This is a genomic window from Solwaraspora sp. WMMD1047 (assembly GCF_029626155.1).
GTDB lineage: Bacteria > Actinomycetota > Actinomycetes > Mycobacteriales > Micromonosporaceae > WMMD1047.
The window spans coordinates 650,404-676,391 of the sequence record NZ_JARUBL010000001.1; the positions used below are offsets into that span (position 1 = coordinate 650,404).

Sequence of the window (25,988 nt, forward strand, 5' to 3'; positions counted from 1 at the left end):
TCACGTACTTCCAGCCGGCACCGGCGCAGGAGGGACAATCGGTTGACACGTTGTGCTCGACCATGGACACAGGTTGTGGCACGAACCGACGCTCAACCCGGAAAATGATTCCGGGGTCTACCGACCCCGAGGGGAGGCCCCACGGTGCGCGGCATGACCAACAACCTGACGATCGGCGAACGCGTCGCCTGGTACCGCCGCCGACGCGGACTGTCCCAAGAAGTCCTCGCCGGACTCATCGGCCGTACCGCCGACTGGCTCGGCAAGATCGAGAACAACCGGATCGAGCTGGACCGGCTCTCCGTCATCAAGGCACTCGCCGACGTCCTGGACGTCTCCCTCGGCGATCTCCTCGCCGAACCGTCCCTGCTCGACTGGAACGACGACACCGGCAACGACACCGTGCCGGCACTGCGCACCGCCCTGATGAACTACCAGACCATCACGCCATTCCGTCACAGCGGCACCGACAGCCCGCCGGCGCGTCCCGACGACCTCAAGCGCGAAGTCCGGGACCTCTGGGACGCCTACCAAGGTTCCCGCTTCGGCTACGTGGTCGCCCGCCTACCCGACCTCCTCGGCCGCGCCCATGCCGCCGCCGACCAGCTCGACGGTGACGACCAGGACCAGGCCCGCCGACTCCTCGGCCTCACCTACCAACTCGCCGCCACCCAACTCACCAAACTCGGCGAGACCGACCTTGCTTGGATCGCCGCCGACCGCGGCCTCACCGCCGTCCGACCAACCGCCGACCCGCTCGTCACCGGCTCCCTGTTGCGGTCCGTCGGCCACGCCCTGCACTCCACCGGCCGCTACCGCGAAGCCGTCCGACTCACCGAGGACGCCGCCGCCTACCTCGAACCCCACCTCGACAAGCCGACACCCGCCCTGCTGTCCGTCTACGGCACCCTGTTCCTGTCCGGAGCCATGGCCGCCGCCCGAGCCAACGACCCCACCACCACCCGAACCTTCCTCGGCGTCGCCGATGAGACCGCCGGCCGGCTCGGTGCGGACGCCAACCATCTGTGGACCGCCTTCGGCCCCACCAACGTCACCATCCACCGCGTCGCCACCGCCGGAGAACTCGGCGACGTGCAGGTCGCCGTCGACCTCGGCCCCCGCGTCGACACCACCGCCCTACCCATGGAACGCCGCATCCGCCACGCCCTCGAAGTCGCCCGCGCCTACAACTCCTGGAACCGCCCCGACGACGCCCAAGCCGCCCTCCTCGACGCCGAACAACTCGCCCCCGAACAGGTCCGCCACCACTTCCTCAGCCGCCAACTCGCCCTCACCTGGATCCGCCGCCAACGCGGCAAACCCTCCACCCAACTCGTCGGACTCGCCCGCCGCCTCAACGTGCTCGACTGACCAGCCCCATCTACGCTGCCCGAGTGACGGCATCCGAGACGCCCCCCATGGCCACCCCCCGCGTCGCCGCAGGCGCTCTCTTCTTCGACGACGAAGGCCGCGTACTCCTCGTACGACCCACCTACAAACCCCATTGGGACATCCCCGGTGGCTATGTCGAACCCGGAGAATCACCCCGCGCCGCCTGCATCCGCGAGATCCGCGAAGAACTCAGCCTCACGGTTCACGTTGGCCCATTGCTCGTAGTCGATTGGGCGCCCGCCAACAACGAAGGAGACAAGATCCTCTTCGTGTTCAACGCAGGGCACTTTGATGCCGACATGCAGCAGCGCGTCGCCTTCCGCGATGGAGAACTTGCCGAGTGGCGCCTTGTCGCTCCCGATGACCTACCCGAGTACACTCCCGACCGGCTTACCCGCCGCATTCAGACCGCCGTCAACGCCCGGCGCGAAGGAAGCCCCACATACACCGAACACGGTGTCATTCCTTGATGCGCATCCTCCGACACCCGTCCCGGTAAGGCAGCATCAGCGGCATGTACCCGATCACCATCACCGGCCACCAGGTCGACCTACGCGACTTCTGGGCCAACGACATCCCCGCCGTGCATGCCATCGTCGGTGACGACCGCGTCACCCGGTGGCTCTCCTACGACACCCGCGGCATGGCCCAGGCCATCACCATAATCGAAGGCGGCATTCAACGTGCCCAGAACGATCCCCTCGCACCGAGTACTACCTAGCCGTCACCGACAAGACCGACCAGATGATCGGGTTGCCCGCCTCGGCCTCAACGGAGTCCAGGCAGCCAAACTCGGCTACGCCATCCACGCCGACCACTGGGAACGCGGCTGCGCCACCGAACGCCGCCCGCACCCTGATGACCGCGTACGGCTGCCACACTCTCAAACTCCACCAAATCGGATTGACACGCACTCTCGTGCCCTTCGAGCAGGAGCAGCCCGCCACGAGCGGGAGGTAGGCACGGTCGGGAGGTCGCGGAAGTTTCGAGAGATCAAAGGCGTGTGCGGCGGCAAGAGAAAGGGCCGCGCAATCCCCTGGGACAGCGCAGCCCTTTCGATTACCGTTGTTGCTTAACGTACCTACGGCTCGATCCCGAACGTCCGAAAAAGTACCCCGCGATGAGCGATACGATACTGAAAAGCGGAGTCTTTAGCCCGTCCAAGAACTTCTCGGTGGCTCCAGTCGGGGCGCCATTTATTGAAAGTGTAACGAGTGCCGTTAGGCCGAGGACAACGAAGAGTCCGAGCAGAACCAAGGCAAACGTCGTGAACGACCTGCGGGTGTTGGCATCTAGCTCTTCTTGAAATGAAACCCTTTCGTAACGCTCGATCCCCATTACGGACGAAGCGCTAGGAGGTTCATTATGGGCTGGTACGGGTCCCCGATCAGTGATGCGAGCCGGAGCTAGCTCCGTTGAACCCGGGTGACCGGGACATTCACTCCCACCTCTGATCCGATCGGGGCGCCTTAGGCCGTCGGTATTCATGGCAGCGCCATCCACTTCTCTAGTAGAAAACTACTCTTTCGACTTCCTTCGTTTGCGGATCCCGAATAAGGATCTGCTGCCCTTCCTTAAGGGCGTCGTCCACTACCTTGAATACCGAGACGGCTCGCCTAAGTACCTCGGTAAGTGTGACGTTCTCTCGCTCGGCAGTCGTCTTCAAGACACCAAGAACCTCGTCAGAGAGGTTGGCGGAAATCTTTTGATATCCCTTTTGCATGGTTGCTCCGTGCTCGGAAGCATGCTCAGACTGCCGCAGGCCTGTCGGCCTCGGACCTGCTCGACCCCTGTTGAGTTCTCAAGATGCCTGCCCGGCTCGGTTGCGGGAGCGGGTATGCCCCCCATATTACCACAGGCATACCCCGACTCCTGTTGGCAGAGAGGGGTGGTCGGTGTGCGCGCAAGCGACGACGCATTGCTACTGGCTACCTCGATCGGCCCCAGCGTGCCGGGCTGCCTGCGCGCAATGGCTGTCGCCAGCAACCACGCCGGACGGTGGCACCTTTGCGGGGGCCCTGGCTCGGCACCCGTTCGTCGCTGTTGGCCCCACCAGCTGGCAGCGGCCGACCGTCTTGGATCGTGATCGCCATACAGCACGGAATTAACGATCCGCCACAAAGTCTTCCAACACGCAGCGAACCGGGCCGAACCGGCGGACCTTTCCGTACTGGACCGTCAGCAACCCTGTCTCCTGTCTCGCCGGAATCCATAGGTGCTGAACTGCCGAAAGCCTCTCTATAAGATCAAGGCGGCCCGCTTCGCAGGCCGCTCGCGCCGCCGAACCTGGGCCGGGCCGAAGGCCCGCCGCCACGCCTCTGGCCTTCGGCCGCCAGCGCGACGGTGATAGCCCGCCGGCGGCGCGACATACGAAGAAGCCCCGGCCGCCATGATCGAAGGCAGTTCCGGGGCTTCACATTGGTCGAGACACAGGCAGTGCCTCCAGTGGGGCGCTCGGGCGCTCTGGGATGGTGGCGCGCCATCCCGACACCCTCCGTCCGGGCAGAGCCGAGCAGGTGGGCCTGCCCGGTCAAGGTCGTTCAGACGGTGGTGTGCTCCACCTTGACCGGGCAGGCCCCACCAACTCCACGGTGTGCGGACGAAGGCCGACGGGATGGCTGAGGAGTGGAGGGTTAATACTCCAACGTCATTTGGCTTGTCTGCGCTGGTAGTGGGCTCGTCGGGCGCGGGCTTGGGATGTTCGTCGCCAGATTGACCAGTGCAGGGTGTGCGCTGATGGTGGCGATGTGGCGAGGAGGAAGGCGTTGAGGAGTCGGCGGATCTCGGCGACGGTCAACGCGATGATCTTCGGATCGGGGTCAGGGTCGGGGTCGGGCTGTTGTGCGGCGAGGATGGTCAGGATGGCCAAGGCGAGCATGGCCAGGGTGACGTGGCGGTGCCAGCCCGTCCAACCGCGGACCTGGTAGTGGTCGAGGCCGACCTGGCCTTTGCCGGTCTGGAACAGCTCTTCGATGCTCCATCGGGAGCCGGCCACTCGCACAAGTGTGTGCAGCGGGACGGGGCGGGGTGACCAGCACAGGTAGAAGGCCAGCTCACCGGTGGTGCGGTTGCGGCGGATCAGCAGCCACCGGTACTCGTCTGGCCTGGTGGCGGTGGTGATCCAGGCCCACAGGTACTCGCGTGGTCCTTTGGCCCCGGGGCCGCAGCTGTGCGGCTGCCACTCGCGGGTGGGGACCCGGTCGGCGAGGTCGTCGACGCGGATCAGGGTGCGGCCGTCGTTGACGGCCACGCGTCGGTCGCAGCCGACCGCCAGGACGTAGCCGATCTCGCGTTGTTCCAGCTCAGCGCGCAGGCCCGGGTCGGCGCCGTAGACCTCGTCGCCGGTCACCCACCCGCATGGGACACCAGCGGCGATCGCGGCGACGATCATCTGCCGGGCCAGGGCAGGCTTCGTGGCGAACCCGACCTGGTCGGGGACGCCGGCGAGGGCCAGGCGGTCGGGACGGTCGCACCAGGTCGTCTCCGGCAGGTAGAGCCGACGGTCGATCATCGCCCGCCCGCGCGGGGTGACGTAGGCCAGGAACACCCCGACCTGACTGTTCTCGACACGGCCGGCGGTGCCGGTGTACTGCCGCTGCACCCCGACCGAGCACACCCCTTTCTTCAGGAACCCGGTCTCATCGGCGACCAGCACCGCGTCGGGGTGGCCGAGCTGTTCGATCAACCAGGAACGCACATCGTCGCGGACGGCGTCGGCGTCCCACACCGCTGTGCGCAGTAGCCGCTGCATCGCCTGCGGATCAGCGTTACCCGCCCGTTCCGCAAGCGACCAGCACGTCTTCCGTTCGGTGTCTGACAGCAGCCCTTCCACGAACTGCCCGGCCGTCGCCCGCGGCTCGGCCCGCACGAACCGATCAGCAACACGCGTCACCGCCTCATCCAGGATGACCCGCCACCGGGCGGGGTCTACGCTGTGGCCCACGGCCATCGCGCGATCTTCGGTTGTCCTCACAAACCATCGATGATCAACGCGGTGGCCGCCCTCATCCCCACGCCACGCCCAACGCCGAAGCCAAGTGACGTTGGAGTATTAAGCGATCGGTTCCGTTGTGGCGGTAGCGTCTTCTGATTCTGAATGTCGAGGCAGCCTGAGAGCATCAGCGCGCTCTGGCGGCTCCTCGACCCACTTGCCGGCCTCATCGTCCCAACGGATGATCTGATAATCCCATTCATGTTCACATGCGGCACAGATTCGCTGGGTCCACTGAACGTCGGGGTTATCGTCCAAGATGTCGTTGTCGAAGTCGACCCGGTAAGAGTCGCAGCGAGGGCAGCGGTCCGGTTGGCCCTTGTGGTGACGGTGAAAAGCCATGCCAAAGATGCCGATGGTGTGGGAGGTCGCGTCTAGCACTAACTCCGCGTCCCAGGGCGTGGCGGACTCGTAGTGCTGCAGCCAGACGGCTAGGTCCCAACTCTTATCCGAGATGGCCTTGAGGTATGAGCGAAGCCGTCCGGTTGCTAGATGCTCGGCCGCCAGCTCTGACCATGCTTTGAAATTGGAGGCTTTCGGCGCATCAGCGATTGTTTCGGGTGGCAGCGCCGCAGCTACGTGCCGCGCCAGCGCGATCAGCGACTCCCGGCAGTGAATCCCGACCGCTTGGTACGCCTCGGCTTCGTCCGCTCCGTTGTAGGCGTCGACTGCTTGCTTGTACTTGCGCCAGGCGACGGCTACGTAGCTCTCTTGCTCTTCGTCGCCCTGCGGCTCTGAACGGCTTCGCTCGGACAAGCGAACTCGTATCCCAACGTGGAAGGTGAGAGCGTAGTCTGCCGATCTGAATTCGTCCTGCGAGTACAAGTTAGTTGGGTTCGTCACCACCCAGTACCGGTCGGTTGTAGTGCGGACGTCCCAGACCTCGTGGGATGTGCTGAGCACCTTGGTGCTGATCAACCGTTCAGCATGCGTTACCTCTTCACCGCGTGCTTGACCTTCGACGTAGCGCGTGATGTTACGCACTTCATGTTCCAGCTCGGCCACCTGGCTTCTCCCGCTGTGTCGGCGAGGCACGGAGTGTAGTGCATCCGGGCTCGGTCACTAGCGGCTTTCCGACGGCTGCGGAGATTGGCACCGGCCACATGGGACCTGACCCGATCCCCGGTGCAGCCGTGCGAGTTCACCGTTGCCGCTCGATGGCCTGTGGGCGGGCAGCCCAGACGGCACAGTGTCTGCATTGATCAGCTATCCCCGTGAGCTTGATCAACACCGCTGGAAGGGGTTCAACGTGGCGGACCGGCAGGTGGCCAGCAAGATCGTCGGGTACAGATCCGGTACACCCGAGAGCAACCAGCGGCGCCACGCGTTGGCAGGCGTCAGCAGGTCCCGCGCTGGTCGGAGCATCGATCGGTCCGATTGATGATGTTCGCTCGCTACCGTGGGTGTAAGGGGTTCAAATCCCCGACTCGCGCGGCCGGGTCGGAAAGGACGCCTCTCGGATGTGGGTTGGCGCGACGGTGCGGGCCGCCGCTGCGGGCGGCCTCCGGCCGTCCTCGGACGGCCCGCACCGCTGCGCCAACCTCCCTGACGCCGTGACGATCGCGTAGGTGGTTAGCCACCGCCGAGGACGGGGCGATCGGCTGCCGCGCCGCTGCGCGGCTTGCCCTCGATGAACGTGGTCCGGGTCGCGGTGAGCCGGCGCCACGGGGAGCCGCCCCGGCCCGAGGGCCGGGGCGGGAAGCCGTACGACACCGGTCGGCCGCGCCCTCCTGGTCGTGCCATCCGCGTGCCATAAGCCGGTGCCGTAGGCGGTCGCCAGCGGTCGTGATCGGGCACCGCGACACCGCCGACGAAAAGGCGTTTCGGACAGACCAGGGCAGCCGAGAACGATCTTCCAAACTGGTGGTGTGTCAGGCGCTACGAGACGTCGAAGAGATGAAGGCCGTCGAACTCGGCGAAGTCGGCGTAGTCCTTGCCGTTGAAGGTCGCCAACGGCAGCCGGTCGACCAGGCAGCAGGCCGCGATCCATGAGTCGTTCGTCGGTCGGGGCCGCCCGCGATGCTGTGCCCGTGCCTGGAGCTGCCCCCAGGTCGTCGCCACCGCCTCGTCGAAGGGCAGCAGCACGACACCGGACCGCCACTGGGCGAGGTCGGCTAGCTTGCGGGGCCCCCAGCTCCGGAGCGCGGTCCACTTGGTCAGCTCCCCGAGCGTGACGAAGGTGATGCACAGGGTCTTTCCGGCTAGCCGGGCACGGAGCCGGTCGTGTAGCCGACCACGCAGGATCGCCGACGCGACGTCGGTGTCCAGGACGACCAGGCTCACGCGGCGCCGGTTCGACGAGAGGCGTACAGGTCGGTGAGGAAGTCATCCAGCTCGGCGTCAGACTCGAACAGGTCCGGCCGGGCGAGGTCGTCAACCGAGGCGACCGGGCGGACGCCCTGACGCCGAGCCAACTCCGCCGCCGGTACGTGCTCAGCGGTTGGCCACTCGGGGAGACTTTCGGCATTGCTCGACATCGCGGCTCACCTCCTCCAGCTCACAGCGGCTCCCATTCTCTCACGTACGGGGCCCCAAGCTGTGTCACCTCCACGCGGACTATGTACGGACTGATCTGGGCGGCAGATGCCGGCGCGTGACCCGCGGCCGCAGCTCAGAGACCGGTACGCGACCTGAGCCGTACTCCATTCCTAAACCGTGTGTCGCAAGTTCGAATCTTGCCGGGGGCACCAGCACAAACAGAGATCAACTATCGGGTCGTTGGAACCGTTTGGGGTCACCGCGGGGGTCACAGCCGAGGGCTCAGACGCCAGCAGCATCAGCCCTGACCGCCCTGTGGCATCCGAAGCACCGAGCCGGTGGGGACATCTGTCTCGCGCTCCTTGTCCGTCCGCGGGAGGAGGGCGATGGCGGTCTCGGCGATGCCCTCCAGTCGGTCGGCGTCGATCCCGGCTTTGCCGAGGGCCTCGATGCCTCGAAGCACCGCCACGACGAGCGCGGCGAGTTGGTCGGCGTCGGCGGCCGGATCGAGGTCGTTGCGACGCTGCGCGATGCGAATGTCGTCGGCCAGGGCCGTGGCAATCCCCTCCAGTGTGCGGCGGGATCGGGTGGTGACGTCGAGGTCGTGCTCGGAGAGCTCGGCCGCGCCCTTGGCGAGTAGGCATCCGCGATGCCTGCTGTCGGCGGCGACCCCGGCCGCTGCGGCGCGGATGTGGGCACACAGTCGGGCGTAGGCCTGGTCGTCCGGCCCGGTCAGCCCACTCGTCACGGCATCTGCGATGCGCGCGCAGTAGGCGTCGAAGATCCGCAGGAACAGCTGCCTCTTGCCGCCGAAGGCGCCGTACAGGCTGCCTTTGCCCAGGCCGGTCGCGGCGGCGATGGCGTCCATGCTCGTTCCTGCGTACCCCTTGGCCCAGAACTGCTCTCGGGCAGCGTCGAGGACCGCCTTCTCGTCGAACTCCCTCGGCCTGGCCACATCCCGAGGATACCGGTACTTGACGGATCGGTCCATAACCTCTACCGTTAGGGACGGATCGGTCAACAACGGCCGTTGCGACGTGAAGATGAGTCGACGAGACCTGGAGCTGAAATGACGAGCAACGAAGAAATCGTCCGGGAGGCCTACCGGCTGGCGGAAGGGAGCGTCCTGGACGGCGAGGGTTTCCGTGCCCTGTTCGCCGTGGACGGAACGTTCAACGATGTGCCGAACGCGCTCACCTTCCGGGGGAACGAGATCCCGCAGGCGTTGGCTGGCCTCGCCAGCGCCTTTCCCGACATCCACCGTGAGCTCCTCGCGGTGCATGCGATCGGTGACGTCGTGGCCGTCGAGCTGCGGATCCAGGGAACGCACCTTGGCGGGTTCCCGACTCCGATCGGGGAGATCGGTCCGACTGGTCACCGAATCGATGTTCCGACGGCGGATTTCTGGTACCTGCGTGAGGGAAAGATCGAGACCTTCAACTGTTACAACGCGGCGAACGTGTGGCTTGCCCAGATCGGTGCCAGCCCCGACTTCGAGTCGGCAATCAAGGCCGCCAAGACCGTCGCCACCGCCGCGTAGACACCACCCCACGGCGTCCGCCGGCGGTCCACCGCTCGAACGGAGTTCTGACCATGTACCAAACCAGGATCTATACCCTGCGTACGACAGAGGCGCTCGAGAGGTACGCCACTGTGTACTGGTCGCGGCACATCGCCAGCATGCCGCAGTTCGGCGTCACCGTGCGTGGCTTGTGGACCGCTCACGATCGTGACGCGCACCGCTTGGTCGCCCTGCTCTCCTTCCGGGAGGGCGTCGACCCCGCCGAGTTCACCGCCGCCTTCGTGGCGAGCCCGGAGTTCGCGGCTGACATGCAGGGCTTCGACCTCAACGACATCATCGGAGCCGAGGAACTGTTGCTCGATCCGGTCGCGGGATCTCCCTTGGCCTGAACGTCGTCCGTGCGTCACGGTGGTTTCCGTGCGCCGGTGGGGTCATCCGGGTCAGCGCCGGGACGTGCGACCGGATCCGGGCGGCGTGACCAGATTTCTCTCATTGCGGAGGCTCGGTCCCTTCTGCGGGAAACGACATCGACAGGGCCGACCGGGCAAGAGCCACCTACAGCAGCCGCACCGCCGTCGACCATCTTCCGACGGTACCGATTCCTTTCCGGCTCGCCCGGGGTCTATCCGTCATGACGACAACGACGAGGGACCCTAACCGCGCCCTGTGGGAGGCGTGGGCACGGGGTGAGCAGACCCCGGCCTGGGAGACGCTGGCCACGGAGCCGGATGGCGTAGAGACCGTGCGCGTCGACGAGCCGGCCGGACTGTGGCTGCGTCCGCCGGATGCCCCGGCCGGGCCGGTGATCCTGGCGATCCACGGCGGCGGCTTCATAAGCGGGTCGGGGACCACTCATCGCAGGATGTTCGGTCACCTCGCGCGGGCGGCCGGGGTGAACACGTTCGCCGTTGAGTACGGCCTCGTGCCGAAGCACGTGTTCCCCAGTCAGCTCGACACCGTGACGGCGGCCTACCGGTGGCTGCTCGGCAGCGGAGTCGGTCCGATCGCCGTGGCCGGCGACTCCTGCGGTGCGACGCTGGCGATCGGCCTCGCGGTACGCGTCCGGGAGGAGGGTCTGCCGATACCGGCGTCGTTGATGCTGATGTCGGCATGGGCCGATCTCGACGCCGACGGCACCTCGTACGACAAGGGCAGCGATCCGTTCTTCACCCGGGAACTGGTCCGCGGGCTGGCTGCCGGCTACCTGGCCGGGGCGGACCCGCACGATCCGTTGGCGGCGCCGGTGTACGCCGATCTGCGCGGGTTGCCGCCGACGTATCTTCAGGTCGGAGCGGAGGAGGCGCTGCTGGACGACAGCAGGCGGCTGGTTCGGCGGATGCGGGCCGCTGGTGTCGAGGTCCGTCTGGACGAGTTCCCGGGCCAGGTGCACACATTTCAGATGGCGGCCGGTCGCACGAGGGTGGCCGATGAGGCGGTTGGTGAGGCGGGATCGTGGCTGCGGTCGACACTGGTCAAATGAGCGATTTTGAGCAGGTGGCGGCCCCGCTGCGCGGCGAGTTGCTGGCGCACAGTTACCGGATGCTCGGGTCCTGGCATGAGGCCGAGGACGCGGTCCAGGAGACCTATCTGCGCGGCTGGCGTGCCTGGGGCGGCTTCGAGGAGCGGTCGTCGGTGCGGACGTGGCTGCACCGCATCGCGACCAACGTGTGCCTCAACGTCGCCCGGGATCGTGGCCGGCGCGCCCTGCCATCGGGAATCGGTGCGCCCACCGACGACGTGGCCGGGCAACCGGACGTGCTGCCGCCGCAGACGTGGATCGAGCCGCTTCCAGGCGACCGCGCCGACCTGCGGCTGGCGTTCGTCGCCGCGATGCAGACGCTGCCACCGGCCCAGCGGGCCGTGCTGCTGCTCCGCGACGTGCTGGAGTTCCCCGCCGCCCAGGTCGCCGAGATGATGGACATGTCGGTCGCCGCTGTGAAGAGCAGCCTGCAACGCGCCCGTGCCCGGCTGACCGAGGTCGATTTCGATCCCGACGACGTCGTCGAGCCCACCTCCCCGCAGGCGCGGCGGCTGCTCGACGCGTACGTGACCGCGTTCGAGACGGCGAACATCGATGCCCTGATGACCGTCCTGCGGGTGGATGTCGCGCTGGAGCTGCTGCCTGACCGCCGGTGGTTCGCCGGCGTGGCTGGTTGTTCCCGGGTGTTCGCCATGGCGGTTGGTCGCCCCGGCGACTGGCGGATGGACCGCGTGATCGTCAACGGCCAGCCCGGGGTCACCGCCCATCTGTGCGGGCAACCGTTCGGCATCGCGGTGCTCGACGCTCGCCGGGACGGCATCGCCGGCGTAACCGTTTTCGGTGACCCTGCGCTCGTGCGACGCTGCACAGCCGTCAACGAGTTCGGTTGACAAGCGAGAACCTCGCTAGTGGTCGAGCGGGGTCGTGCCGTCACGGTTGAACATCGCGCCGGGCTGGAATGCGGTGCGGGCAACCTTGTGACCGTGCTCGGCGGCCATTCGGAACCATCGTTCAGACGCCTCGATCCCGTCGCGTTCCTCGATCAGGCGCCCCATGTCGAACATCGCCTCCGGATCGCCAGCGTCGACCGCGCGCATCAGCAGCCGTTCGGCTTCGGCGAAGTCACCACGACGTTTGGCCGATACCGACTGCGCCCGCAGCGCGTCGAATCCGGCCGCGCCCGGTGGACGTGCTGTGACATACCGGCGGCGTAACCACAGGACCCCTAGGCCGGCGACGACCGCACCCAGACACCCCACGCCACTGCTGTCGGCGATCAGGCCCACGACGGCGAGCACCACGCCGAGGACGAACACCAGGAACGGCACGACAACCCCCGTCCGGAAAGAGACGAAGTTCGTACGGCGGAATCGCCCGCCTGGATGTCCTGCCACCGTGCCAGTGATCGGTCGCAGACGATCGCGCCCGGCCCGATGGAGCATCGGGCCGGGCGCGTCGGGTGGGCTATGCCACGAAGCGGGAACGGCGGCGGCGTCCGATCAGGTAGCCGGCGCCGCCGAGGAGCAGCAGGACGGCACCGATGACCGCCACGGTCCCGGTGTCGGCACCGGTCACGGGGAGGCCGCCGCCCGCGCCGTCGGAAGCGCCCGGGCTGGCCGACGAGGTGGGGGTCGGCGCGGGGGTCGTCGCGCCCGGCGTCGGACTGGGCTGGGTCGCGCAGTCGAGCTCACGCGCGGCGTACAGGCCGTCGTTCAGGTAGGCCAGGTAGGCGTCGATGGTGCCGGCCCTGAGCGCCTCGTCTGCGGCCGCCCGCACGTTGGTGCCGGCGTCCGTCAGCGTCCGGGTCACCGTGATCCGCAGATCCGCCGTCCAGGCGGCCCGCACGTCCGACCTCAGGAACTCCCGCAGATCGGCAACGCTGTCCGACCGCTCCTGCAGCTCGCGCGACAGGACGGGCAGCGCGTCGGCCTCGGCCATGGCGAGGAGCTGTTGGGCCAGCGCCTCGACCTCAGCGTCGTCGGCGGTGTCCAGGTCGAGGGTCAGGAGCTCGCGGACGTCCTGGTAAACCTTGCGTTCGACGATCTGGCAGGACTCGTCGTACCCGGGTGATTCGGGCTGGGCCGCCGCCGGTGCCGCCGGAACGACGAAGGCCAGCGCCATGAGGATGCCGGCCGGAATCTTCCAACGCATATCTATTTCCTCCCCGTGTCAGACAAACAGCGGGATGCTACCCCGTCGATGGAAGGCCCGCTGCGGGGGGCCGGGGCCGGCCGTGGAGGCAGGTGTCGCGCGGGAGGGGCGGCGAGTCGCTGACCTCGTTGTGTAGCGGGACCGCAATGGCTCGCTAACCGCACCGCAACACTCAGGGCCGCTCTGGCGTAACAAGGTCTACCTAAGGTCGTCTCTAGTCTATAGAGAAGGGAGTGAGATGACCGTGACGCAGAGCGCGCCTCCCGTGGAGGTAGCCGAACCCCTCAACGAGGTGCTGCTGCCAAGTACCCCTGAGCCCGCGCCGATGGTGTCGATCGTCGACCTCCACAAGCACTACCGCACCAGCGACGGCGACGTGCACGCCGTACGCGGGGTCAGCTTCGACATCGCCAAGGGGGAGTTCGTCACCCTGCTCGGCCCCAGCGGCTGCGGCAAGACGACCATCCTGCGCTCGGTCGCCGGGCTGGAAACCCCAACCTCCGGTGACATCTCCATCGGTGGGCGCGTCGTCTACTCCTCCGAGCGGCGGGTCCGGCTGACCCCCGCGCAACGCCAGATCGGCATGGTGTTCCAGTCGTACGCGATCTGGCCGCACATGACCGTCTTCGACAACGTCGCCTACCCGCTCCGCCGTCGCCGGCTGTCGAAGCAGGAGATCAAGGCCCGGACCACCGAGGTGCTGGAGCTGCTCGGCCTCGACCACGCGGCGCAGCGCTCGGCCACCAAGCTCAGCGGCGGCCAACAGCAGCGGGTGGCGGTCGCCCGCGCGCTCGTGTCCCGCTCCGACCTCATCCTCTTCGACGAGCCGCTGTCGAACCTCGACGCGAAGCTGCGCAAGGAGGTCCGGCAGGAGATCCGCGACCTGCAGCAGCGGCTCGGCATCACCGTCCTCTACGTCACCCACGACCAGGAGGAGGCGATGGCGGTCTCCGACCGGATTCTGGTGCTCGAGGGCGGCGAGATAAAGGACCAGGGCACCCCGGCCCGGGTCTATTCGCGGCCCGCCGACGTCTTCGCGGCGAACTTCGTCGGCGAGAGCGAGACCCTCAACGGCACCGTCGTCAACGCCGACGACGACCACTGGCTGGTGCAGACCGACATCGGGCGGCTGCACGTCGCGCGCCGACCGCACGACACGGTACGCGTCTCCGAAGCCGTCGTACTCACCGTCCGTCCGGAGCATTTGCAGCTCAGAAATCCCGACCCGGCGACGCCGACCCTCGCCGGTTCGGTGAAGTCGACGTCCTTCCTCGGCCCGTTCGCCGAACTGGTCGTCGAGCTGGAATCCGGCCACCTGGTGACGGCCCGGGTGAGCGGCAGCGCGGGGGCCACCCCCGGCGCCCCCGTGCACGTGCGGATCGAACCGGACCACGTCGTCCTGCACCCGATCCGCACGGCCGGGCAGTGACCTCAACACCCAGATCAGAGGAGAGAAACGCATGACCTACAACCAGGTCCACCCCAAGAGCCACGCCGTCGAGGTCATCGACCGCGGCGCGACCCTGGCCAGGATGAACGACGCGCTGGAACTCGATTTCACCAAGACCGCCGTCGTGCAGATCGACATGCACGTCCGCCAGATCGACAAGGACTGGTCGTCGTTCCCGCAGAACGTGGCGGACCGGATTCTGCCGAACGCCGCCGCCTTCCTGGACGCCGGCCGGGAGCTCGGCCTGCCGGTCATCCACGTCATGGTCTACCAGCGCCCGGTCGAGCGGGGCATGCAGCCGCGCACCGCGATCGTCCAGAGCACCGGCCGGCCCGGCACGCCCTACGGCACCCCACCCAGGCCGGGCTATCACCCGGACGCCCCCGAGGGCTACTTCGAGTGGGACGTGATGCCCATCCTCGGCCCCAAGAAGGGCGACTACATCATCAACACCAAGCGGCAGATGACCAGCAGCTTCCTGTCGACGGACGTGGAGCACCTGATCCGCTGCCTCGGTGTCGACACCTTCTTCGTGGTCGGCATCAACACCAACAACTGTGTCTCCAACTTCTCGTTCGACGCCTACAACCGGCTCTGGACGCCGATCATCGTCACCGACGCCGTCGGCTCCACGCACGGCAAGGACCTGCACGAGTTCGCGTTGCAGAACTACCCCCGCACCATCGGCTTCGCGATGTCCGCCGCCGAGTCCGTCGAGCGGCTCACCGCCGCCAAGGCTGCCGCCGCCGCGCCCGCGATGGCGGGCGTCTGACCCCCGACCCCGCTTCAACCAGCGAAGGGATCACCCCCACATGCTTACCGGACCCACGATCGACGTCTACGACCGCCAGGAATTCCTCCAGGTCATCAACGACGCCGTTCCGATCATCCCGGCCAGGTCCGCGGTGCTGACGGTCGAGATGACCGAGCGCCGGCTCACCCCCACCGCGCCCTTCCCGCCCGGCGTACGCGACGAGCTGCTCGCCAACACCGAGCGGCTGCTGACGCTGGCCCGCCAGACCGGCACGGCGGTCATCCACGTGCTGTCGGCGCTGCGGCCGGTCGAGGCGCAGGCCAGCGCCAACACCCGGGTCAACCGGGCGTGGGCCGCGGTCGGCGAGTCGCCGAGCCCGTACGGCCCGGTGCCGGACGAGTCGATCGACGTGCAGGACGGCACGTTCGAGCCGGACTTCGCGGTGTCGGTCGCCGTGACCGACTACATCATCAAGACCAAGAAGTCGCTCAGCGCGTTCTACCAGACCGACCTGGAGTGGCTCACCAAGGCGCTCGGCGTCGACACGCTGATTCTCGCCGGCGCCAACACCAACGCCGACATCCAGTCCACCGCCTACGACGCGAGCTGCAAGGCGTACAAGGTGATCACGGTGAGCGAGTGCGTGGCGACCTGGTTCGGCGAGGACCTGCAGGAGCTGGGGCTCCAGCAGCTCGGCCGCTGCCAGGGCTGGGTGCTCACCCTGGCGGAACTCGCGGCCAAGCTGCAGACCGCGTCGACGGAGGTGGCGACATGAGAGGGACCCCGAACGCCGCGAAGATCGCGGCGCCGCTTACCGCGTTGGTACTGGCGCTGTCGGCGTGCGGCGGCGACACCGAGGCCGAGGCGGCGGCGCTGCCCGAGGAACTCGCCGTGGCGTCGACGATCGACATGACCGACGAGGAGTACGCCGAATACCTCACCAAGCTTCAGGAGGCGTCGAAGGCCGAGGGTGGCGTGCTCAGCTACTACTTCAGCGCCCCAGCCGCCGCCGCCCAGAAGCAGATCGACCTCTTCATCGAGAAGTACCCGTGGGTGAAGCTGGAGTACACCTCCGGCGGCACGCTCGAACTCATCGAGCGCATCATCACCGAGGACGCCGCCGGTCGCGCCAGCGCCGACATCATCCAGGGCGGCCCGCTGGAGGACAACACCCTCTGCCGGGACGAGGACCTCTGCCTGGCGTACGACCCGCGTGGCGAGGCCGGCCTGCCGGCCGACCGCGCCTACCCGGACTGCGTCTGTTCGGTGGCGGACTTCTTCACGTTCCACATCGTCTACAACACCGACAAGGTCACCGCAGCGGAGGCGCCGAAGACGTACGAGGACCTCACCGACCCGACGTGGAAGGGCCGGTTCGGCATCAACATCGATCAGCTCGACTGGTTCGCCGGCATGCTGGCGGAGCGGGGTGAGCAGCCGGGCCTGGATCTGATGAAGGCGATCGCCGCCAACGAGCCGGTCGTCTACTCGGGCGCGGACGGCCTGGAGAAGCTGGCGGCGGGCGAGTTCGACGTCGCGCTGCCGCAGAGCGCGACGCGGACCATCCGGGACATGATCGCCGACGGAGCGCCTGTCGACATCGTCACCACCCCGGTGACGATCGCCCAGCCGGACATGTACTTCGCGCTCAGGAACGCGCCGCACCCGGCGACCGCGCGGCTCTACCTGGAGTGGCTGATGAGCGACGACTGGCAGAACAAGGTCGGCGAGGCCGTCGTGAAGGTGCCGATCAAGCCGGGTGCCCCGATTCCCTCGTCGGCGGAGGGCATCCTGAGCAGCGAGTTGTTCTTCGAGACCACCGACAACTTCGGTGACTACGAGACCCGGGTCGAGCAGCACCAGTCGATTTTCGTGACGGGCTGACCGACATGACAGCTCTCGTGGAAGGCCGGGCTCGACGCATCACCGGCCGGACCACCCGGTTCGCCGCCCTGCGGGGGGTGCTCTCCCTCCGCGGGGCGGTGTACGGGCTGGTTCTGGTCATTCTGCTGGCCCAGGTCGCACTGCCGATCGCCATCCTGTTGTTCACCAGCGTGAAGGACGCCCGGCCCACCGACGCCGACTTCTTCTCCCTCACCTTCACGCTGGACAACTTCCGCGACGCGCTCAGCTCCGGCCGGCTGCTGAGCGTCACCTGGACCACGGTCCAGTTCGCCGGCGGCTCCACGCTCGTCGCCCTGGTGCTGGGCACGTTCCTGGCCTGGATCGTCGCGCGGACCAACGTGCCGTTCCGGAACCTGGTGGGGGTGCTGACCATCGTCCAGATGGCGGTGCCCGGCATTCTCGTTCCGATCGCCTGGACGTTCCTGGCCAGCCCGAGCATCGGGGCGATAAACGTGGCCTGGCGCAACCTCACCGGCACCGACGGCACCCTCTTCAACGTCTACTCGATGAAGGGCCTCATCCTCGTCAACGGCCTCACCATGGTGCCGATGGTCTACCTGTTCGTGGTGACCGTCTTCTCGTCGATGAACTCCTCCCTGGAGGAGGCCGCCGAGGTGGCGGGGTCGTCGAAGCTGCGCGCCGTGCGGGACATCTCGCTCCCGCTGGCGGCGCCGGGCATCGCCGCGGTCGCGATCATGGCGCTGATGCGGGCCTGGGAGGCGTTCGAGATCCCGTGGTTCCTCGGGGTCAACGAACGGATCTTCACGTACGCCTCGGAGATCTACCTGCGGACGAGTACACCGCCGAGCAACGTCGGTCTGGTCTCCACCTACGCGGTCTTCATGCTGGCCGGAGCCGTGCTGATGATCTGGTGGTACGACCGGTTCAACCAGGCGGGGGAGCGGTACGCGGTGATCAGCGGCAAGAACTTCTCCTCCGTACGCATCGATCTGGGTCGGTGGCGGGTGCCGGTCGGGATCCTCGCCTTCCTGGTCCTCACGGTGGTGATCCTGCTGCCGCTGCTGATGCTGCTCTGGATGTCGCTGAACCCGTTCTTCCGGCAGTTCAGCCTGGAGTCGGTCACGTCGCTCTCGCTGCAGTCCTACGTGTCCGCGCTGCAGGCGCCGAACATCGCCCAGGGGTTCGCCAACAGCCTGTTGGTCGGGGTGCTCGCGAGCCTCGGGGTCCTCACCCTGTCGACCCTGGCCGCGTGGTACTCGGCCCGACGGGTCACCGGCGGCCGGCTGCTCTATCTGCTGACCTCGGTGCCGATGGCGCTGCCGAACGTGATCGTCGGGGTCAGCTTCCTGTGGATCTTCCTGATCCTGCCGCTGCCGATCTACGCGACCCACTCGGCGCTGGTGATCGCGTACATCACGCTCATCATCGCGGTGGTGTCGCGGCTGGTCAGCGCCCGGATGCTGCAGATCAGCTCCGAGTTGGAGGAGGCCGCGCAGGTGGCCGGGGCGAGCTTCATGCGGGCGATCTGGACGATCGTCGTTCCGCTGCTGTCGCCGGCCCTGCTCGCGGGTGCGCTGATCACGATGGTGATGAGCTTCCGCGAGCTGCAGACCACCCTCTACCTGGCGGGTCCGCAGACCCGTACCGCGGCGGTCGTCATGTTCGACATGGCCGGCGACGGACAGTTCTCCACCCTGGCCGCGTTCGGCATCGTCACCTTCGCCGTACTGCTGGTGGGCCTCGTCGGCTACAACCGCCTCAACGCCCGGATGGGACTCGACGGCGGCCTCTGAACCACTCCCGTACCCCCGAAAGATTGGGATCTTCATGACCACCATCACCCAGGAGCCGCTCACCGACCGCGACTATCCCCGCTTCTCCGATGCGGAGTTCGACCGCCGTGACGCCGAGGTCCGGGCCAGGATGGACGCCCTCGACCTGCAACTCGTCGTCGTCTGCGGGCGCGGCGGGCGGGACCCGAACGTGTTGTATCTCAGCGACTGGTGGTCGACCCGCGAGGCGTGGGTGCTCTATCCGCGCCATGGTGAGCCGACGATGCTGATCCAGCTCTCCAATCACCTGCCGCTGGCCCGCCGGATGGCCCGGTTCCCCGACGTACGCTTCGGCGGCTCGGCCCCGACCGGCTCGGTCGACACCGTCCCCACCCTCATCGACTGTCTCCGGGAACGCGGCATCTCGTCGGGGCGGGTGGGGCTGGCCGGGACCATCACCTGGCGCGAGCACGCCCGCCTCACCGCGGCCCTCCCCGGCGTGCAGTGGGTGGAGTTCGGCGGGCAGTTGGTCGACCAGCGCCAGGTCAAGAGCGCGGAGGAGCTGGCCCGGCTGGCCGTCTCGGCCCGGATGTGCGACGCCTCGGCGCTGGCGATCGCCGAACAGGCCCGGCCGGGGCTGACCGAGCACGAACTCGCCCGGATCGTCGAGGACAGCTACCTCGCCGACGGCGGGATCAACGGCATCCACTTCATGGTCGCCACCCAGATGTCCGACCCGCGCGGCGGCATCCCGTGCCAGCACCAGTCCGACCGCCGGCTCCAGGCCGGGGACGCGCTGGTGGTGGAGCTCAGCACCAACTACGCCGGCTACTCCGCCCAGGTGCTGCGCAGCTACACCATCGGGGCCGACCCGACCCCGCTGTACGCCCGGATGCACGACGCCGCGCTGGAGGTCTTCGACGCCGTCCGCGCGGTCATCCGACCCGGCTCGACGGTCTCCGACATCCTCGACGCGGCGGACGTCGCCGACCGGCTGGGCTTCACGATCTACGACGATCTGGTGCACGGCTGCGCGCAGCTGCCCGCCATCGTCCGCACCCACCAGACCTACCGCGGTGAGCCGGAGGGCTTCGTCTACCGGGAGGGGATGTGTCTGGTGGTGCAGCCGAACGTGGTGACCCCGGACGGGTTGGCCGGCGTCCAGTACGGCGAGATGTTCCAGGTCACCGCCACCGGTCTGGAATCGCTGCACGCGGTGCCCCGGGCGTTCTTCCGGTGCGGCTGACCTCGTGACGGCCACGGAGAACCGGGGGCGCCCGGACCGGGGGTCGGTCCGGCGCCGCCTGGTCATCGACATCACCCCGCTGCGCGAGTCACCGGACTACCGGCGACTCTGGACCGGGCACGCGATCGCCATCCTCGGCACCCAGATGACCCGGGTCGCCGTGCCCTACCAGGTCTACGTGCTCACCGACTCGACCCTGATGGTCGGTCTGGCGAGCCTCGCGCAGCTGCTTCCGCTGATGGCCTGTTCGCTGTTCGGGGGCTCGGTAGCGGACGCCGTCGACCGCCGCAAGCTGCTGCTGGTCACCGAGGGCCTGCTCGCCGCCGTGGTCGGCGGCCTGGCCCTGCTGGCGCTGCTGGACCGACCGCCGATCTGGGCCATCTTCGTGCTGGTGGCGATCACGGCCGGGTTGTCGGCGTTGGACAGTCCGGCACGCAGCGCCTCGGTCGCGGGTCTGGTCCGCCGACAGATCCTGCCGTCCGCGTTCGCGTTGAACCAGACCCTCACCCAGGTCGGCGCGATCGTGGGGCCGGCGATCGCGGGCGTCATCATCGCGACGCTCGGGCTGTCGATGACGTACGGCCTGAATGTGCTCTCCTTCGCGCTCTCCGTCGCGGTGCTCAGCCGGATGCGCCCGATGCCGCCCGCCCACGCGGTCACCAGGCCGGGCCTGCAGTCGGTGATCGAGGGGCTGCGGTATCTGCGGAGCAAGCGTGCGGTGATGGGGTGCTTCCTCGCCGACCTGAACGCGATGTTCTTCGGCATGCCCCGCGCGCTGTTCCCGGCGATCGCCCTCGACCAGCTCGGCGGCGACGCGGTGACCGTCGGGCTGCTGCACGCCGCCCCGGGTGCGGGTGCCCTGATCGGGGCGCTCACCTCGGGCTGGGTCAGTTCGGTGACCCGGCAGGGGCGCGCGGTGATCATTTCGATAATCGTGTGGGGGCTGGCGATCGCCGGCTTCGGCCTGTCGCACTGGCTGCCCCTGACGATCGCGCTGCTGATGGTGGCGGGCGTCGCGGACGTGGTGTCGGCGGTGTTCCGGCAGACCGTCCTGCAGCTCAGCGTCCCGGACCACCTGCGCGGACGGCTCTCCGCCGTGCACATCGGGGTGGTCACCGGGGGACCGCTGCTCGGGGACGCCCGGGCCGGGGTGACGGCGAGCGTCACCAGTCCGGCGTTCGCGATGGTCTCCGGCGGTCTGGCCAGCGCGGTCATCATGGCCTTCCTGGGCTGGCGGTTGACGGCGCTGCGCCGCTGGACACTCGCCGACGCCGACGCTGCTGGGGCCGATGCCGATGTTGGCGCCGACGCCGGGCGTCGGGTGGGTCGGGCCTGAGATGGTGGCGTACGGCGCATCGAAGGGTCACCCATCGTCAACTCGATTCTGTAGAATCGAGGCATTCGCCGGCGTTCCGGAGGGTGCGCCGCGGTGCGAGGAGAATCGAGGGCAGGACTGTGGCGTTCGGGGACCACGAGGTGACGTCCTTCGCCGGGATCTCCGGAACCGTCCACGAACGGGTTCGGGACTGGATGCGTTCGGCGATCGCCAACGGCACGCTCAAGCCCGGCTCGCGGATCGTGCAGATCGACATCGCGCGGATGCTGGGCGTCAGCCCCACCCCGGTACGCGAGGCGATGCGCGACCTGGCCGCCGAGGGTCTGATCAAGGTTCATGCCCGCAAGGTCGCCACGGTGACCGCCATCGACGCCGACGAACTGCGCGACATCCGGCTGCTGCGCGAGACGCTGGAGGCGTTGGCCGCCCGGCTCTGCGCGGAACGGATCACCGCCCAGGAACTGGCCGAGGCCGAACGGATGCAGGAGGAGATGGAGCGCGATCCGGACCTCGGCAAGTACGTCGAGCTGAACCGGGCGTTCCACCTGCTGCTCTACCAGGCCGCCCGGTCGCCGCGGCTCACCCAGATGCTGCTGTCCCTGCGGTCGGCCACGCCGGGCATGCTCTCGGTCGCGTTCACCCGGTCGAAGGAGCGCCGGCTCGACGGCCTCGACGAGCACCGACGCTTCCTGAAGGCCTGCCGCGACCGGGACCTCGACGCGGCGGAGACGATCTTCCGGACCCACTCTTCCGTCGCCTTCGACGAGATGGAAGCCTTCCTGGAGAACCGGCCGACCGACTGAGGCCGTACCCGCCGCGCCTGATCGGCGGCGGGCGGTGACCGGCGGCGCGGACCACCGGCCCCGGCTGGCCACCGCCGTCCCCGGACTGCTGGTCTTCTTCAACCCGCTCACCCAGCTCGCCTACATCCCGATCTCGGTGGGGCTGGGCCGCAGCCTCGACCTCAGCGCCGCCCAGATCGGGATCACCATCGGCGTGCACAGCGTGGCCACCGCGGCCGCCGGCGTGTTCGCCGGCCCGCTGCTCGACCTCGTCCCGGTCCGCCGGATCCTGGTGCCGGGCATGGTGGTCAACACCGTCGTGTCGGTCCTGCTCTGCCTGTACCAGAACTACGCCGTCCTCACCGTCGGGCGGCTGCTCACCGGCCTCGCCAGCGGCGCCATCGCGCTCTGCGGGCAGGCGCTGGTGGCGGACCTGACCGTCGGTGACCCGAAGGCCCGCGACCGGGGCTACTCGCTGCTGCAGACGTTCGTCAGCATGGGCGCCGCCTCGGCGCTCGCGCTGGGCGCGTTCGCGGCGGCGCTGGACCGGCCGGTCGTCGTCTTCGCGGTCGGGGCGGTCTACGCGAGCATCCTGCTCGGCGTCGTGGTGATCGCCCGGCTGGGACGGGAACGTCCGCCGGCCGCGCACGCGCCCGGCGTTCCGTTCCGGCAGCGGATCCGGCTGACCGGGTCGGCGATCCGCGCGATGCTGCGGGAACGGCGGCGGCAGTGGCTGATCCTCTCCAGCATCGGGATCGGGATGACCATGCAGGGCAGCCACTTCGGCGTCAGCGTGCTGCTCGACCGGCTCTCCGACGACCTGAGCACGCTGGCCCGGGTCGGCATCTCGATCCTGATCCCGTGCGGCGTCTTCACCGGCAGTTTCATCAACCGGCTGTCCCTGAAGCGGATCACCCGCGAGCTGCTCTTCACCCGGCTGTACCTGGTCATTCCGCTCGCGGCCAGCGCCTACGCCGCGGTGGCCCTGGCCGGGCTGGACGTCGCGGTCGTCGCCCTGACGCTGGTTCTCCTCGGCACCTGCCTGGGCGCCCTGATGCCGCTGTCGGTGGCGATAAGCGTGCACTGGAACCCGGAGCTGCGCGCGACCGCCGCCGCCACCGAGAGCCTGTCCCGCAGCGTGGGCCAGACCACCGGTCCGATCGCGGTGGGCGCCCTGGTGGCGCTGGCGGGCGTCGGCACGGTGGGCGTGGTCGTCGTCGTCGCGACCGTGCTCGGATTCGCCGCGTCCCGCAACATCTTCAGCACCAGCACCTGACCGTCGGCGCATTCACACGCCGCCGCGGGACCCGGGCCGGCAGCAGCGCGGGGCGCGGCGGCGCGATAAGGTGGCCGCAGCGTCGCGTGTCGGTGGCAGGCCGTGTCAGACATGGAGGCGTCGGACCGAAGGGAGCACGACGTGACAGTCGTCCCTTCGCTCGTCACCCGTGGGTGAGGGCGAGAAGTCCAGGTTGATCGCCTGGAGTCAGGAACTGCGCCGGGTCCATGGCCGGCTGCGCGAAGCGCTGGCGGTGACCCAGGACGCCGTGGCCGCCGGTGAGCCGGCCCAGGCGGCGACCAGGGAACTGCTGTTGTTCTGCCACGGGTTCTGCGCGGCGCTCACCAGCCATCACGAGGGCGAGGACCGGGACCTGTTCCCGGCGATCGCGCAGCAGCATCCGCAGCTGCGGGAGACGCTGCGCTACCTGCGGCAGGACCATTCGATGATCGGGCACCTGCTGGGCGGGCTGCAGGCCGCCGTGGACCGGGCCGCCGCACCGGAGGAGCTGGCCCGGCACCTGGCGGGCGTCGGGGCCATCATGGAGTCGCACTTCCGGTACGAGGAGCGCCAACTGCTCACCGTGCTGGAGGCCCTGGCGTTGGACGTCGACCCGGAGGTGGCGCTGGGTCACCTGTGACCGGCCTGCCGGGAGTCGGCCGGACGGCCGAGGCGCGGCGCCGATGCGCCTGTCATGATGTTGCGACTTCGAGTGCGGGGGAGAAGTTCGCATGAGTGTCCTGACGCGTTGGTGCGCGGCGTCCGCCGGTGCGGTCCTGCTGGCCGGTCTGCTGCCGGGAGCCGCCGCCGCGGCGCCGGCCGAGCCGGTACCAACCACGACCGGGACCAGGATCAGCCGGGACGGCGCCGAGCTCGTCGTCGCGCGCCATACCTCCTCGGGTACGGCCGCACCGAAGCTGACCGCCACGGCGGCGACGTCCGCTCTGGACCTGGACCGCGACGGCATCGACGAGACCGTCGTCGGAGGCTGGTTCCACCCGGGCGGCTACGGCATCGTCGTCGACTACTCCGGGCTGCCGTACCGCGATCACATCACCGCGCCGATCACCTCGCCCACCCGGCCCAACTTCGGCGACGTGCTGACCTCCGGCGACTTCGACGCGGACGGGTACGCCGACCTCGCGGTCGCCAACGAGGGCGAGTTCACCCCGACCGGGGCCGCCTTCGGTGGCGCGGTCTGGATCCTCTACGGCGGCCCGCAGGGGATCGACCTGAGCCGGTTGCAGCACGTCAACCAGGACACCGCCGGGGTACCGGGGGAGATGGCCGAGTACGAGTTCTTCGGCTCCGGCCTGGCCGCCGGTGACCTCAACGGCGACGGCCGGGACGATCTGGCGATCGGTGCCCCCGGCGAGACCGTGAGCGGCGCCGCCAACGCCGGCTCGGTCACCGTCCTCTACGGTGGCGCGACCGGTCTGACCACCACCGGCGTTCACCTGTTGACCCAGGACACGGCCGGCGTGCCGGGCACCGCCGAGCCCAGCGACACCTTCGGTGCGGACGTCGCAATCGGCGACATGACCGGCGACGGGTACGCCGACCTGGCGGTGAGCGCGCCGTCGGAGGGTGCGGGGACCGACGAGTTCGACGGTGGACTCGTGATGCTGCTGCGCGGCGGCCCCGGCGGGGTCACCGTCACCGGCGTGACCTCCTTCCTCGGCGACAGCCTGGGCATCTCGGCTGTCGGCGAGGGCATGGCGATCGCCGACATCGACGGCGACGGGGACGGTGACCTGGTCGCCGCCGCCCCGCGCAGCTGGGTCGGCTACCTGGCCTACGTGCCGGGTACCCCGGCCGGTCTGGACGTCGCGCGGGCCAGGGTGGTCGGCTTGGAGACCCCGGGAGTCCCCGGTGATCCGGACGACCAGGTGGTCGACGGCTGGACGTACGCGCACTTCGGGTCCAGTCTCTCCGTCGGAGACGTCACCGGCGACGGACGCGCCGACGTGCTCATCGGGGCGCTGGCCTACGACGTGGGCGAGGTGCGGGACGCGGGCGCGGTGTTCCTCATCCCCGGCACCGCCCAGGGCCTGACCGGCGCCGGCTCGGTGCTGCTGACCCAGGCACCGCCGGGCTCCGACGGGCGCAAGCCGGTACACAGCTTCGGGCCGGCCCAGGAGGGTGACTACTTCGGCGAGGCGACCGCCATTCTCAATCTCGACGGCACCGGCCCGCTGGACATGCTCGCCGCCAGCGGCTTCGAGGGCGAAGGGGGAATAGCGGTGCAGATCGCTCCCCGGTTCGACGTGCCACGCCGGCCGGGCGTCGGAGGTGCGCCGACGACCCGGACCCTCGTCGGCCTGACCCCGGTCACCTGGTGGACCGGCCCGGACGTCGGGGCGTACAGCATCGGCCATACCCTGCTGGGTCGCTGACGGGCCGGTGGCCGCCACCCCTATCCTCTTCGGACATGGGAGCCGTCAAGCCGTGGCACGCGCTGATCCTGATGATGTGTTGTCTGCTGTCGACCG

General features: G+C 68.6%; 26 protein-coding genes. 18 read left to right on the top strand and 8 right to left on the bottom strand.

Annotated elements, in window-relative coordinates; genetic code table 11:
• Window positions 1-153 precede the first annotated feature (153 nt).
• The 3 genes from O7627_RS02990 to O7627_RS03000 are packed head-to-tail and all read left to right on the top strand — an operon-like array spanning window position 154 to window position 2,113.
• Complete coding sequence (locus O7627_RS02990; protein WP_278091971.1) at window positions 154-1,371, top strand: helix-turn-helix transcriptional regulator; 1,218 nt, start codon at window positions 154-156, stop codon at window positions 1,369-1,371.
• A 23-nt stretch (window positions 1,372-1,394) separates the two neighbouring features.
• Window positions 1,395-1,862 carry an NUDIX hydrolase gene (locus O7627_RS02995; RefSeq protein ID WP_278091972.1) on the top strand — a complete coding sequence of 156 codons (468 nt, stop codon included), beginning with the start codon at window positions 1,395-1,397 and terminating at the stop codon, window positions 1,860-1,862.
• Between the two features lie 44 nt (window positions 1,863-1,906).
• On the top strand, window positions 1,907-2,113 hold the full coding sequence (locus O7627_RS03000) for a hypothetical protein (RefSeq protein WP_278091973.1): 207 nt from the start codon (window positions 1,907-1,909) through the stop codon (window positions 2,111-2,113).
• A gap of 1,926 nt (window positions 2,114-4,039) precedes the next feature.
• Here the strand turns inward: O7627_RS03000 and O7627_RS03005 are convergent.
• From O7627_RS03005 to O7627_RS03030, 6 genes are all read right to left on the bottom strand, one after another.
• Window positions 4,040-5,341, bottom strand: coding sequence for an IS701 family transposase (locus O7627_RS03005; RefSeq protein WP_278091974.1), 1,302 nt, complete (start codon window positions 5,339-5,341; stop codon window positions 4,040-4,042).
• Window positions 5,342-5,443: 102 nt separating this feature from the next.
• Window positions 5,444-6,388, bottom strand: a complete 945-nt coding sequence (locus O7627_RS03010) for a hypothetical protein (RefSeq protein WP_278091975.1) — start codon at window positions 6,386-6,388, stop codon at window positions 5,444-5,446.
• A 567-nt stretch (window positions 6,389-6,955) separates the two neighbouring features.
• Window positions 6,956-7,126 (bottom strand): hypothetical protein, encoded by a 171-nt coding sequence (locus tag O7627_RS03015; protein ID WP_278091976.1) that lies wholly within the window; start codon window positions 7,124-7,126, stop codon window positions 6,956-6,958.
• A gap of 135 nt (window positions 7,127-7,261) precedes the next feature.
• Window positions 7,262-7,666: a type II toxin-antitoxin system VapC family toxin gene (locus O7627_RS03020; protein ID WP_278091977.1), complete on the bottom strand. Its 405-nt coding sequence runs from the start codon at window positions 7,664-7,666 to the stop codon at window positions 7,262-7,264.
• Complete coding sequence (locus O7627_RS03025; protein ID WP_278091978.1) at window positions 7,663-7,860, bottom strand: hypothetical protein; 198 nt, start codon at window positions 7,858-7,860, stop codon at window positions 7,663-7,665. Before O7627_RS03025 ends, O7627_RS03020 begins: the two co-directional genes overlap by 4 nt.
• Window positions 7,861-8,159: 299 nt before the next feature.
• Complete coding sequence (locus O7627_RS03030; protein WP_278098131.1) at window positions 8,160-8,852, bottom strand: TetR/AcrR family transcriptional regulator; 693 nt, start codon at window positions 8,850-8,852, stop codon at window positions 8,160-8,162.
• 78 nt (window positions 8,853-8,930) lie between these two features.
• Between O7627_RS03030 and O7627_RS03035 the strand changes: the two genes are divergently transcribed.
• The 4 genes from O7627_RS03035 to O7627_RS03050 all read left to right on the top strand — a co-directional run bounded on the left by O7627_RS03035 (window position 8,931) and on the right by O7627_RS03050 (window position 11,753).
• Complete coding sequence (locus tag O7627_RS03035) at window positions 8,931-9,401, top strand: nuclear transport factor 2 family protein (protein ID WP_278091979.1); 471 nt, start codon at window positions 8,931-8,933, stop codon at window positions 9,399-9,401.
• Window positions 9,402-9,454: 53 nt separating this feature from the next.
• Entirely contained in the window at window positions 9,455-9,772 is a 318-nt protein-coding gene (locus O7627_RS03040) for an NIPSNAP family protein (protein ID WP_278091980.1), read from the top strand.
• A gap of 242 nt (window positions 9,773-10,014) precedes the next feature.
• Entirely contained in the window at window positions 10,015-10,863 is an 849-nt protein-coding gene (locus O7627_RS03045) for an alpha/beta hydrolase (RefSeq protein ID WP_278091981.1), read from the top strand.
• Entirely contained in the window at window positions 10,860-11,753 is an 894-nt protein-coding gene (locus tag O7627_RS03050) for an RNA polymerase subunit sigma-70 (RefSeq protein WP_278091982.1), read from the top strand. The genes O7627_RS03045 and O7627_RS03050 overlap by 4 nt, the downstream gene beginning before the upstream one ends.
• Window positions 11,754-11,768: 15 nt before the next feature.
• On the opposite strand, the gene O7627_RS03055 is transcribed toward O7627_RS03050, so the two are convergent.
• Window positions 11,769-12,191 (bottom strand): hypothetical protein, encoded by a 423-nt coding sequence (locus O7627_RS03055; RefSeq protein ID WP_278091983.1) that lies wholly within the window; start codon window positions 12,189-12,191, stop codon window positions 11,769-11,771.
• Between the two features lie 136 nt (window positions 12,192-12,327).
• Window positions 12,328-13,014: an ALF repeat-containing protein gene (locus O7627_RS03060; protein ID WP_278091984.1), complete on the bottom strand. Its 687-nt coding sequence runs from the start codon at window positions 13,012-13,014 to the stop codon at window positions 12,328-12,330.
• A gap of 238 nt (window positions 13,015-13,252) precedes the next feature.
• Between O7627_RS03060 and O7627_RS03065 the strand changes: the two genes are divergently transcribed.
• From O7627_RS03065 to O7627_RS03115, 11 genes are all read left to right on the top strand, one after another.
• Window positions 13,253-14,443: an ABC transporter ATP-binding protein gene (locus tag O7627_RS03065; protein ID WP_278091985.1), complete on the top strand. Its 1,191-nt coding sequence runs from the start codon at window positions 13,253-13,255 to the stop codon at window positions 14,441-14,443.
• A gap of 31 nt (window positions 14,444-14,474) precedes the next feature.
• Window positions 14,475-15,236: an isochorismatase family cysteine hydrolase gene (locus O7627_RS03070; protein WP_278091986.1), complete on the top strand. Its 762-nt coding sequence runs from the start codon at window positions 14,475-14,477 to the stop codon at window positions 15,234-15,236.
• A 40-nt stretch (window positions 15,237-15,276) separates the two neighbouring features.
• A complete protein-coding gene (locus O7627_RS03075; protein ID WP_278091987.1) occupies window positions 15,277-15,993 on the top strand; it encodes a cysteine hydrolase in 717 nt (238 codons plus the stop codon).
• On the top strand, window positions 15,990-17,102 hold the full coding sequence (locus O7627_RS03080) for an extracellular solute-binding protein (RefSeq protein WP_278091988.1): 1,113 nt from the start codon (window positions 15,990-15,992) through the stop codon (window positions 17,100-17,102). Before O7627_RS03075 ends, O7627_RS03080 begins: the two co-directional genes overlap by 4 nt.
• A 5-nt stretch (window positions 17,103-17,107) precedes the next feature.
• Window positions 17,108-18,877, top strand: coding sequence for an iron ABC transporter permease (locus O7627_RS03085; protein WP_278091989.1), 1,770 nt, complete (start codon window positions 17,108-17,110; stop codon window positions 18,875-18,877).
• Between the two features lie 34 nt (window positions 18,878-18,911).
• Window positions 18,912-20,102 carry a M24 family metallopeptidase gene (locus tag O7627_RS03090; RefSeq protein WP_278091990.1) on the top strand — a complete coding sequence of 397 codons (1,191 nt, stop codon included), beginning with the start codon at window positions 18,912-18,914 and terminating at the stop codon, window positions 20,100-20,102.
• Between the two features lie 4 nt (window positions 20,103-20,106).
• The gene (locus O7627_RS03095; protein WP_278091991.1) at window positions 20,107-21,438 is read left to right on the top strand and encodes an MFS transporter; all 1,332 of its coding nucleotides are present in this window, start codon (window positions 20,107-20,109) and stop codon (window positions 21,436-21,438) included.
• A 140-nt stretch (window positions 21,439-21,578) separates the two neighbouring features.
• A complete protein-coding gene (locus O7627_RS03100; RefSeq protein WP_278091992.1) occupies window positions 21,579-22,241 on the top strand; it encodes a GntR family transcriptional regulator in 663 nt (220 codons plus the stop codon).
• 34 nt (window positions 22,242-22,275) lie between these two features.
• The gene (locus tag O7627_RS03105) at window positions 22,276-23,496 is read left to right on the top strand and encodes an MFS transporter (RefSeq protein WP_278091993.1); all 1,221 of its coding nucleotides are present in this window, start codon (window positions 22,276-22,278) and stop codon (window positions 23,494-23,496) included.
• Between the two features lie 169 nt (window positions 23,497-23,665).
• Window positions 23,666-24,136, top strand: a complete 471-nt coding sequence (locus O7627_RS03110) for a hemerythrin domain-containing protein (protein WP_278091994.1) — start codon at window positions 23,666-23,668, stop codon at window positions 24,134-24,136.
• A gap of 91 nt (window positions 24,137-24,227) precedes the next feature.
• The gene (locus O7627_RS03115) at window positions 24,228-25,892 is read left to right on the top strand and encodes a hypothetical protein (protein ID WP_278091995.1); all 1,665 of its coding nucleotides are present in this window, start codon (window positions 24,228-24,230) and stop codon (window positions 25,890-25,892) included.
• Window positions 25,893-25,988 lie beyond the last annotated feature (96 nt).